This window comes from Bacillus cereus group sp. Bce041, assembly GCF_052646455.1.
The window spans coordinates 55,202-66,930 of sequence record NZ_JBQXON010000010.1 but is presented as its reverse complement, the minus strand read 5'-3'; the positions used below and the strand labels follow the sequence as shown (position 1 = coordinate 66,930).

Below are 11,729 nucleotides of genomic sequence, written 5' to 3'. Positions count from 1 at the left end.
TTATTCATTGTCTTTCCTATAAAAAGAAAGCAAATATTGTTCCAATCCATTCCTTTCCTCTATCGATAAGAGAAGGCGGGTTTACATCGCTATAGGAAAGTACAGATGCATTCTCTAGATCTTCATGGAATTTCTTTTTTACTGTTTGAATGAAATGTTTATTATATAACAGGCAGTTTATTTCATGGTTAATATATAAACTTCTCATATCAAAGTTTGCTGTTCCGATATCGCAAATATCATCGTCTACTATAATAATTTTGGCGTGAAAAAAACCTTGTTGAAATGCATAAATATTGCAACCAGCCTGTATTAATTTTCGGCAGTACGGAAATTTGGCTTCTCGAACAAGAGGGTGATCAGCTTTTTCTGGAACAAGAATTGTGATTTGAACCCCTCTTTCTTTTGCTTTTAATAAGGCATTCATAATTTTTTTTCCAGGAATGAAATATGGTGTACCGATACAGATTTCTTTTTTTGCCGCGTTAATTAAATGTAAAAAAGTATGCTGTAAATAAGCCCCATCAGTCGGAATAAATTGATGCAGGATGGTACCTGGGTTTTGTTTTGGAAAATAAAGAGAAGCATCTAATAAATTTTGTTTCGTATCATCAAACCAGTCATGCAAAAATTGCTTTTGTAAATCTTGAACCCCTTCTCCTGTAAGACGTAAATGGTAGTCTCGCCATAATCCTAAATATTCATTATGCCCTAGATACTCTTCACCGATATTAAATCCCCCGATATAGCCGGTTTTCCCATCAATCACTGTAATTTTCCTATGATTTCGTTGATTGGCAGAAAAGAAAGGCAGAGGAAATTTTACCTTATGACAAAATGAAAAAGATACACCATGTTTTTGCAGGGAGCGAATAGCTTCGTTTGATAAAGAATGGCTGCCAAATCGATCAAGTAAAAGTCGTACTTCAATTCCTTCCTGAGCCTTATCAATCAGCAATTTTAAAAATTCACGACTGATTTTATCGTTTTTTACAATGAAGAATAAAATATGAATGTGATGCTGTGCTTGTTTTATATCAGTAAATAAAGCGTCATACAAATCTTTCCCGTATGTATAAAGGTGAAAATCACTTTGACGTAAAGGGAAAGTGCGAGAGCTTACTCGTTTTAAATGAAGAAGTCTCCCGTATGAAAGGTCAATTGTAATCCAAAGAGCAACGGATATTAACAAAAGAGATAAGTAGAGCATTAGTGAATTCCCTCCTTCGCATTCTTTTCACCTTCAGTGTGTTACAAATGATACGGGTAGCACGGCTGTTATTATAAATTTCTTTAGAGGATAGATCTTGTACTGGTTAAAGTTTCACTTTATCCCGCTTTAACGGGCAGTAAGCCTTTCGACTCAAAAACTGTTGAATAAGTAGAAGTTAGCTTGAAAATCAACTGCCCGTAAAAGTCCGATTGATTCAACTAATAATTAGAGGGGGATGAACCACCCCTGCTAATTAAAGTTTCACTTTACCCCGCTTTAACGGGCAGTAAGCTTCCTATTTCAAAAATTGATGAATAAGCAGAAGCTAGTTTGGAAATCAACTGCCCGTAAAAGCCCGATTGGTTCAACTAATAATCAGCGGGGGATGAACCACCCCTGCTGATTAAAGTTTCACTTTATAGTTTCACCGAAATAAACAGCTTTATGAAAAAATGTGTTGTTCTATAACAAAAAACTGTTGACTGAATGCTCACTCATTATATAATGGGGATAGGGGATATAATTCAGAAAATTATATATTTTTGAATATTCAAAAAAGAAAGAGGGCTTACAAAGAGAGGGGTAGCATAAAAATGAATAGCTTACTAATCATTAATTGGCTGGCTGCCATTGCTGTTATTGCTTATGCAGGATATTTGTTTGTATATCTTATACGGACGAGAATGGCCTACATACAATTAGGAAAAAAAATTGAATTTGACCGTCGTTTTAAAGAGCGTTGGGATCTCCTTAAGGTCAATGTTTTCGGTCAGAAAAAGCTGCTGAAAGATAAGAAAAGCGGCATCATTCACGTTATGTTCTTTTACGGATTTATTCTTGTCCAATTTGGAGCAATTGACTTCGTTTGGAAAGGACTCGCACCAGGATCACATCTTCCACTTGGACCACTATACCCTGCATTTACATTCTTCCAGGAAATTGTCACACTTGTTATTTTAATTGCAGTATTTTGGGCTTTTCATAGACGTTATGTAGAAAAGCTTGTTCGTTTAAAACGTAACTTCAAATCAGGTCTTGTTCTTATCTTTATCGGTGGCTTAATGATTTCTGTGCTACTTGGTAACGGTATGGGACTTATATGGCATGGCGAGGAGCTTTCATGGAGTGAACCAATTGCTTCTGCAATCGCTTACGTTTTTAGCGGGATAAATGAAACCGTAGCCATTTCAGTGTTCTATTTTTCTTGGTGGGTGCATTTACTAATTTTGTTAACGTTTTTAGTGTATGTTCCACAATCAAAACATGCGCATTTAATTGCAGGACCAGCTAATGTATTCTTCGGTCGTCTTTCAAACCCAGGGAAGCTTGAAAAGATTGATTTTGAAGATGAAACGCAAGAAACATTTGGTGTTGGTAAAATTGAAGACTTTAGACAAAATCAACTTATTGACTTATACGCTTGTGTAGAGTGTGGCCGTTGTACAAATATGTGTCCGGCAACAGGAACAGGAAAAATGTTATCGCCGATGGACTTAATTTTAAAACTTCGTGATCATTTAACTGATAAAGGAGCTGCGGTAACATCAAAAGCACCGTGGGTTCCAGTAGTTGCCTTCAATAATACACAAGGAAATCAGTTAGCGATGATGGCAGCTGGAAAAGGACAACAAGAATCAGCGTCTACAACGCTCGCTTACGATCCGAGTTTAATCGGAGATGTTATTACAGAAGAAGAGATTTGGGCATGTACAACGTGTCGTAACTGTGAAGATCAATGCCCAGTTATGAATGAGCATGTTGACAAAATTATTGATTTACGTCGATATCTCGTTTTAACAGAAGGAAAAATGGACGCGGAAGCACAACGCGCGATGACAAATATCGAGCGTCAAGGGAATCCGTGGGGTCTGAACCGTAAAGAGCGTGAAACATGGCGCCAAGGTGATGACGAAGTAACAGTTCCAACTGTAAAAGAAAAATCAAAAGCTGGGGAGGAATTCGAGTATTTGTTCTGGGTTGGTTCAATGGGATCATACGACAATCGTAGTCAGAAGATTGCGATATCGTTTGCGAAGTTAATGAACGAAGCAGGCATTTCATTCGCAATTCTCGGTAATAAAGAAAAGAATTCTGGAGATACACCACGCCGCCTCGGAAATGAATTTGTATTCCAAGAGATGGCGACAAAGAATATCGAAGAATTTGAAAAGGCAGGAGTGAAGAAAATCGTTACGATTGATCCTCATGCTTATAACACATTTAAAAATGAGTATCCGGACTTTGGCTTGCAAGCAGAAGTCTATCATCATACAGAATTGTTAGCTCAGTGGGTGAAAGAAGGGCGCTTAAAGCCTGTTCACGCTATTGAAGAAACAGTTACGTACCATGATTCCTGTTATTTAGGAAGATACAACGAAGTGTACGAAGCGCCACGTGACATTTTGAAAGCGATTCCTGGAGTGAATCTTGTAGAAATGGCACGTAATCGTGAAACTGGAATGTGCTGTGGCGCAGGTGGTGGCTTAATGTGGATGGAAGAAACAACAGGTTCTCGTATTAACGTTGCTCGTACAGAACAAGCATTAGCTGTACAGCCATCCATTATCGGTACAGGTTGTCCATATTGCTTAACGATGATCAGTGATGGAACGAAAGCGAAAGAAGTAGAAGAGAAAGTTCAAACTCTTGATGTGACAGAGATTTTAGAACGATCTGTTATCGGACAGAAAAAAGAAGCAATGTAGTTTGTAAGAATGTATACAACTTTAGAAAGAGGTGCAATGATTGCACCTCTTCTCAACGTAGGGATACCGAGCGAGCGCTCAGTGTTAAAAAATGAAATGGGGGAAAGAAACATGAGTAAAACAGTTATTTTAAGTGCTGCAAGAACACCAGTTGGAAAATTTGGAGGATCTTTAAAGGATGTAAAAGCGACGGAACTTGGAGGAATTGCAATTAAAGCAGCGCTTGAAAGAGCAAATGTTGCGGCTAGTGATGTTGAAGAAGTTATATTTGGAACGGTTATTCAAGGTGGGCAGGGACAAATTCCATCGCGCCAAGCTGCGAGGGCTGCTGGAATCCCTTGGGAAGTGCAGACGGAAACAGTGAATAAAGTTTGTGCATCAGGGCTTCGTGCGGTTACGTTAGCGGATCAGATTATTCGTACTGGCGATCAATCACTGATTGTAGCTGGCGGTATGGAGTCGATGAGTAACAGTCCTTACATTTTACGTGGAGCAAGATGGGGATACAGAATGGGCAACAACGAAGTTATTGATTTAAACGTTGCTGACGGTTTAACATGCGCATTTTCAGGTACACACATGGGCGTTTATGGCGGAGAAGTTGCAAAGGAAGATGGAATTTCTCGCGAAGCGCAAGATGAATGGGCATATCGTAGCCATCAGCGTGCGGTTTCAGCGCATAAAGAAGGGCGTTTTGAAGAGGAAATCGTGCCAGTAACGATTCCGCAAAGAAAAGGCAATCCTATTGTCGTTGCAAAGGATGAGGCGCCACGTGAAGATACAACGATTGAAAAGTTAGCAAAGTTAAAACCTGTATTTGATAAGACAGCGACGGTGACAGCTGGTAATGCGCCGGGACTAAACGATGGTGGTGCCGCACTTGTATTAATGAGCGAAGACAGAGCGAAGCAAGAAGGAAGAAAGCCATTAGCGACAATTTTGGCGCATACAGCAATTGCAGTGGAATCTAAAGATTTCCCAAGAACTCCAGGTTATGCAATTAACGCATTGCTTGAAAAAACAGGAAAGACAATTGAAGACATTGATTTATTCGAGATTAATGAAGCCTTTGCAGCGGTAGCAATTGCAAGTACAGAAATCGCAGGAATTGATCCGGAAAAATTGAATGTAAATGGCGGCGCGGTAGCGATGGGACATCCAATTGGAGCAAGCGGAGCGCGCATTATCGTTACACTAATCCATGCACTTAAGCAGCGCGGCGGTGGAATTGGAATTGCTTCGATTTGTAGCGGTGGCGGTCAAGGGGACGCAGTGATGATTGAAGTTCACTAATTAAAGTTCGAGGGTATAAAATTTATTAACAATTAAGGGGGAAGAAAAAATGGGTGTACAAAACATTGTTGTAATTGGTGCAGGACAAATGGGATCAGGAATTGCACAAGTATGTGCAATGGCAGGATATGACGTGAAGGTACAAGATTTAAAGCAAGAGCAATTAGATAGAGGATTGGCTATCATTACGAAAAACTTAGCACGCCAAGTAGAAAAAGGACGTATGAAGGAAGAAGAGAAGGAAGCCACATTAAATCGTCTTACAGTAACGCTTGATTTAGATTGTGTGAAAGAAGCGGATCTTATTATTGAAGCAGCTGTTGAGAAAATGGATATTAAAAAGAAAATCTTTGCGAATCTAGATGAAATTGCTCCAGAACACGCAATTTTAGCAACGAATACGTCATCTCTGCCAATTACAGAAATTGCAGCGGTAACGAAGCGTCCGGAAAAAGTAATCGGTATGCACTTTATGAATCCAGTTCCAGTTATGAAGCTTGTTGAGATTATTCGTGGTTTGGCTACCGATGATGCGGTATATGAAGCAATTGAAGATATTACGAAAAAAATTGGGAAAGTACCAGTTGAAGTGAATGATTTCCCAGGTTTTGTATCAAATCGTATTTTGCTACCGATGATTAACGAAGCAATTTATACGTTATATGAAGGTGTAGCGACGAAAGAAGCAATTGATGAAGTCATGAAGCTTGGTATGAACCATCCGATGGGGCCTTTGACACTCGCCGATTTTATCGGTTTAGATACGTGTTTATACATTATGGAAGTGTTGCATGAAGGATTAGGAGATAGTAAATATCGTCCATGTCCGTTATTACGTAAGTATGTGAATGCAGGATGGTTAGGGCGTAAAACAGGTCGTGGATTCTACGTTTACGAATAAATGCCCCCTTTGTTACAACATAGTGGTCTTACCAAATTATTTAAAGGATATATAGCAAATGGAGGCGGAATATATGAACTTTCGTTTTAATGAAGAGCAGCAAATGATGAGGAAAATGGTTCGGGATTTTGCACAGAAGGAAATAGCTCCCTTTGTTCCTAGTATGGAACAAGGGGTGTTCCCGAAAGAGATTTTGCAAAAGATGGGTGAGCTTGGATTAATGGGTATTCCAGCGCCTGCAAAATACGGTGGGGCAGAAATGGACTTTATATCTTACATTCTAGCAATTGAGGAAATCTCAAAGGTAAGTGCAACAGTTGGTGTAATTTTAGCTGTACATACGTCAGTTGGAATGAATCCGATTTTATATTTCGGAACAGAAGAACAGAAGAAAAAATATGTTTCTAAACTTGCGACCGGGGAATATTTAGGTGCATTTGCTTTAACAGAGCCAAATGCAGGATCAGATGCAGGGAGTTTGAAATCAAGAGCTGTGAAAAAAGGTGATCATTATATTATTAATGGATCGAAAGTGTTTATTACAAATGGTGGTGAAGCAAGTACATACATTGTATTCGCTTCTACAAATCCAGAGGCAGGAAAAAGTGGTATTTCTGCATTTATAGTAGAGAAAGATACACCTGGTTTAATCATCGGAAAAGATGAACATAAGATGGGACTTCTCGGTTCTCGTACAGTACAACTTACTTTTGAAGATATGAAAGTGCCAGCTGAGAATTTACTTGGGGAAGAAGGACAAGGATTTAAGGTGGCGATGGCGAATTTAGATGTTGGGCGAATTGGAATCGGTGCGCAGGCGTTAGGAATTGCTGAAGCGGCGCTTGGCTGTGCAATTGATTATGCAAAAGAAAGAGAGCAATTCGGGAAGCCAATTGCGGCGCAGCAAGGGATTGGCTTCAAGCTTGCAGATATGGCAACAAGTGTCGAAGCAGCAAGGTTACTCGTATATAGAGCGGCATCTCTTAGGGCACAGGGATTACCATGCGGTAAAGAAGCATCTATTGCGAAATTATTTGCTTCTAAGACAGCGGTTGAAGTCGCGATTGAGGCGGTGCAAGTGTTTGGTGGTTACGGTTATACGAAAGACTATCCAGTAGAACGATTTTTCCGTGATGCGAAAATCACGCAAATATATGAAGGAACAAGTGAAATACAGAAACTTGTTATTAGCCGTGCTTTATAAAAGGGCGAGGGGGAGACGGAGATGCATTTTAAACTATCAGAAGAACATGAAATGATAAGAAAAATGGTTCGAGATTTTGCTAAAAATGAAGTGGCACCAACAGCAGCTGAGCGTGATGAGGAAGAGCGATTTGATCGAGAATTATTTGATCAAATGGCAGAGCTTGGTTTAACCGGTATTCCGTGGCCTGAAGAGTACGGTGGAATTGGAAGCGATTACTTAGCGTACGTAATCGCTATTGAAGAATTATCCCGCGTTTGTGCTTCAACAGGCGTAACACTGTCCGCGCATACTTCACTTGCGGGATGGCCAATTTTTAAATTTGGGACGGAAGAGCAAAAGCAAAAGTTTTTACGACCGATGGCTGAAGGAAAGAAAATTGGTGCATACGGCTTAACTGAGCCAGGATCTGGATCGGATGCTGGTGGAATGAAGACAATCGCAAAGAGAGATGGAGACCATTATATTTTAAATGGATCAAAAATTTTCATTACAAATGGCGGTATTGCTGATATTTATGTTGTTTTTGCGCTAACTGATCCTGAATCAAAGCAGCGCGGTACGAGTGCATTTATTGTAGAAAGTGATACACCGGGATTTTCAGTTGGGAAGAAGGAGAGCAAGCTAGGGATTCGCTCTTCACCAACGACTGAAATTATGTTTGAAGATTGCCGTATTCCTGTAGAGAATCTACTTGGAGAAGAGGGGCAAGGGTTTAAAGTTGCGATGCAAACATTAGATGGAGGTCGTAACGGTATTGCGGCGCAAGCTGTTGGTATTGCACAAGGGGCTTTAGATGCTTCTGTAGAATATGCAAGGGAGCGCCATCAATTTGGAAAACCAATTGCGGCGCAGCAAGGGATTGGCTTTAAACTTGCGGATATGGCAACAGATGTAGAAGCGGCACGCCTTTTAACATATCAAGCGGCTTGGCTTGAATCAGAAGGGCTTCCGTATGGAAAAGAGTCAGCGATGTCAAAAGTATTTGCAGGAGATACAGCGATGAGGGTGACGACTGAAGCGGTGCAAGTATTTGGTGGTTACGGTTATACGAAAGATTATCCAGTAGAGCGTTATATGCGAGATGCAAAAATTACACAAATATATGAAGGAACACAAGAGATTCAGAGGCTTGTAATTTCTCGTATGTTAACGAAGTAGGAACGAAAGCGTAGGTATTTTCCTACGCTTTTTCCTTCCAAAAAATAATAGAGAGAGGTGAAGGGAATGGTTAAACATAATGTACATGCATCGGTGAAAGATGAAAAATTAGTTGCGTTAAGACGTGAGCAAATGATTAAAGGTGCGGTGCAACTGTTTAAACAAAAAGGATTTCCGCGTACAACAACGAGAGAAATTGCAAAAGCGGCTGGATTTAGTATAGGGACACTTTATGAGTACATTCGTACAAAAGATGATGTTTTGTATTTAGTTTGTGATAGTATTTATGAACATGTAAAAGAAAGATTAGAGGAAGTAGTTTGTACAGAAAAAGGGAGTGTAGAAAGTTTAAAGATAGCAATAACGAATTACTTTAAAGTGATGGATGAATTACAGGAAGAAGTATTGATAATGTATCAAGAGGTACGCTTTTTACCGAAAGAATCACTTCCGTATGTATTAGAAAAGGAGTTTCAAATGGTAGGAATGTTCGAGAATATTTTAGAACAGTGTACGGAAAATGGAACATTTACATTAAATAAAAAAGAAATACAGCTTCTTGCCCATAATATTTTTATACAAGGACAGATGTGGGGATTTAGACGCTGGGCGCTGCAAAAACTGTATACGCTCGAAGAATATACAGAAATGCAAATTAGGTATGTATTGCAAGGGGCCCATATGCTTCCAAAATAAGGAACAGACAAATTATAATTTTACTACCCTATAAAAGTTTCCCGTTTTTTTTGTAGCATATTTGTGCGACTTTTGTTTATAATGAATAGTATGGATTTTTTTAAGCAGGCCGTTATATATAAGGTTATATTTGATGAAAGGAAGTGCCGCATAAGTGGATTTTAAGCAATATTCACCAGAAGAGCTAAAAGAATGTTCAATGATTGAAGTTGTACATAGCGTTTTAGGGGATAAAAAACAAGCAACGACATTCAACGAGTTGGTTCAAGAAATCGCTCAAGTGCTGGGACTATCTCAAGAGCAAGTTAATGCGAAAATCGCACAATTTTATACAGACTTAAACATCGATGGACGTTTCATTAATTTAGGAGAAAATCGTTGGGGGCTACGCAGCTGGTACCCATACGAGCAAATTGATGAAGAAATCTTGCCTCAACCAAAACCGAAGAAGAAACGTAAAGTTGAAGAAGACGGTTTTGACGACTACATTGAAGAAGATGAAGATGACTTCGACGATGCAGATGTAAATGAAGATGAAGATGATGATGTAGAAGATTTGGACAAGGTTCTTGAAGAAGAAGACGGAGATGACGACGATCTTGATGATTTAGACGAAGATGACGACGACTTCGCTGAAGAAGAACTTGAGTATGACGAAACTGAAGAAGAAGAAGAGGAAGAACTGTAGTTCTTGACTTTTCATTATCGTCCATGTAGAATCATTTTTGGGCTCTTTAAAAAAGGACGATAATACTTTTAAAGTGTAAATATAAAAGAAAATTGCTCCCTACTTATTACTTTTTGTGATGAGGGGAGCAATTTTCTTTTTTGTTTTTTGTTTAGAAAATAAAAAGAGTCTAACAATAAGATGGATACAGTGTTATCTACATACGTTGCGCTTTGCAACGGTGATTATATAACAGCAAAATAGAAGGGAGCTTTTTCATGACTAAGTATATTTTTGTAACAGGCGGTGTAGTATCGTCTTTAGGAAAAGGTATTACAGCAGCATCTCTTGGAAGACTTTTAAAAAATCGTGGTTTAAACGTAACGATTCAAAAGTTTGATCCATACATTAACGTAGACCCAGGGACTATGAGCCCATATCAACACGGTGAGGTATTCGTAACAGATGATGGCGCAGAAACTGACTTAGACCTTGGTCACTATGAGCGTTTTATCGACATTAACTTAAATAAATACAGCAACGTAACAACAGGTAAAATTTACTCTTCAGTTCTTCAAAAAGAGCGTCGCGGTGAATATTTAGGAGGAACAGTTCAAGTTATTCCTCACATTACTAACGAAATTAAAGAACGCGTATATCGTTCTGGTCGTGAAACAAATGCGGATGTTGTTATTACAGAAATCGGTGGAACTGTTGGTGACATCGAGTCTCTACCATTCTTAGAAGCAATCCGTCAAATTAAGAGCGACATCGGTCGTGACAATGTAATGTACATTCACTGTACGTTAATCCCGTACTTAAAAGCAGCGGGTGAAATGAAGACAAAACCAACACAACATAGTGTTAAAGAACTTCGTAGCTTAGGTATTCAACCAAACATTATCGTTGTTCGTACAGAAATGCCTGTTTCTCAAGATATGAAAGACAAGCTTGCATTATTCTGTGACATCGATACAAAAGCGGTTATCGAAGCTCGCGATGCAGATACTTTATATGCGGTCCCATTATCTCTTCAAGAACAAAACATGGACCAAATCGTTTGTGACCACTTAAAATTAGACAATCCAGCTGCAGATATGACAGAGTGGACTGCTCTAGTTAACAAAGTGCGTAATCTTTCTAAGAAAACAAAAATCGCTCTTGTTGGTAAATATGTAGAACTTCAAGATGCTTATATTTCTGTTGTAGAAGCACTTCGTCATGCTGGTTACTCATTCGACACAGATGTAGAAGTAAAATGGGTAAATGCTGAGCACGTAACAGCAGAAAACGTAAAAGAATTAGTTGGCGATACAGATGGTATCCTTGTACCAGGTGGCTTCGGTGATCGTGGTGTAGAAGGTAAAATCGTTGCGATTCAATATGCTCGTGAAAACAAAGTTCCATTCTTAGGAATTTGCTTAGGTATGCAACTTGCATCAATCGAATTTGCACGTAATGTATTAGGTTTAGAAGGTGCTAACTCTTCTGAAATCAACCCTGACACACCATATGCAATCATCGACTTATTACCAGAACAAAAAGATGTAGAGGACCTAGGTGGTACACTTCGTCTTGGTCTATACCCATGTAAGCTTGCTGAAGAAACAAATGCTTACAATGCTTATAATGAGCCGGTTGTATATGAACGTCATCGTCATCGTTATGAGTTCAACAACCAGTTCCGTCCGGATATGGAAAAAGAAGGATTTGTATTCTCTGGTACAAGCCCAGACGGTCGTCTAGTTGAAATTATTGAATTAAAAGATCATCCTTGGTTCGTGGCAGCACAGTTCCACCCAGAACTTGTTTCTCGTCCAAACCGTCCACAACCATTGTTCCATGACTTCGTAAGAGCTTCTATTACGAATAAAGAGAGCAAGTAATAA

Annotated in this window: 9 protein-coding genes; 8 read left to right on the top strand and 1 reads right to left on the bottom strand. The window is 39.2% G+C overall.

What is annotated here, in order from left to right; translation table 11 throughout:
- Window positions 1-16: 16 nt before the first annotated feature.
- The gene (gene cls / locus ACUN13_RS24140; protein WP_000966419.1) at window positions 17-1,210 is read right to left on the bottom strand and encodes a cardiolipin synthase; all 1,194 of its coding nucleotides are present in this window, start codon (window positions 1,208-1,210) and stop codon (window positions 17-19) included.
- A 596-nt stretch (window positions 1,211-1,806) separates the two neighbouring features.
- Between cls and ACUN13_RS24135 the strand changes: the two genes are divergently transcribed.
- The 8 genes from ACUN13_RS24135 (at window position 1,807) to pyrG (ending at window position 11,726) form a co-directional block, all read left to right on the top strand.
- Complete coding sequence (locus ACUN13_RS24135) at window positions 1,807-3,918, top strand: heterodisulfide reductase-related iron-sulfur binding cluster (RefSeq protein WP_001086776.1); 2,112 nt, start codon at window positions 1,807-1,809, stop codon at window positions 3,916-3,918.
- 9 nt (window positions 3,919-3,927) lie between these two features.
- A complete protein-coding gene (locus ACUN13_RS24130) occupies window positions 3,928-5,211 on the top strand; it encodes an acetyl-CoA C-acetyltransferase (RefSeq protein WP_025688609.1) in 1,284 nt (427 codons plus the stop codon).
- 49 nt (window positions 5,212-5,260) lie between these two features.
- Window positions 5,261-6,112 carry a 3-hydroxybutyryl-CoA dehydrogenase gene (locus ACUN13_RS24125; RefSeq protein WP_000538874.1) on the top strand — a complete coding sequence of 284 codons (852 nt, stop codon included), beginning with the start codon at window positions 5,261-5,263 and terminating at the stop codon, window positions 6,110-6,112.
- 73 nt (window positions 6,113-6,185) lie between these two features.
- Entirely contained in the window at window positions 6,186-7,316 is a 1,131-nt protein-coding gene (locus ACUN13_RS24120) for an acyl-CoA dehydrogenase (RefSeq protein ID WP_001011179.1), read from the top strand.
- A 21-nt stretch (window positions 7,317-7,337) separates the two neighbouring features.
- A complete protein-coding gene (gene acdA, locus ACUN13_RS24115; RefSeq protein ID WP_000545544.1) occupies window positions 7,338-8,477 on the top strand; it encodes an acyl-CoA dehydrogenase AcdA in 1,140 nt (379 codons plus the stop codon).
- Window positions 8,478-8,543: 66 nt separating this feature from the next.
- Window positions 8,544-9,173, top strand: coding sequence for a TetR/AcrR family transcriptional regulator (locus tag ACUN13_RS24110; protein WP_000238605.1), 630 nt, complete (start codon window positions 8,544-8,546; stop codon window positions 9,171-9,173).
- Between the two features lie 154 nt (window positions 9,174-9,327).
- Entirely contained in the window at window positions 9,328-9,861 is a 534-nt protein-coding gene (rpoE, locus tag ACUN13_RS24105; RefSeq protein ID WP_000346278.1) for a DNA-directed RNA polymerase subunit delta, read from the top strand.
- Window positions 9,862-10,118: 257 nt separating this feature from the next.
- Window positions 10,119-11,726: a CTP synthase gene (pyrG, locus tag ACUN13_RS24100; protein ID WP_000170460.1), complete on the top strand. Its 1,608-nt coding sequence runs from the start codon at window positions 10,119-10,121 to the stop codon at window positions 11,724-11,726.
- Window positions 11,727-11,729 lie beyond the last annotated feature (3 nt).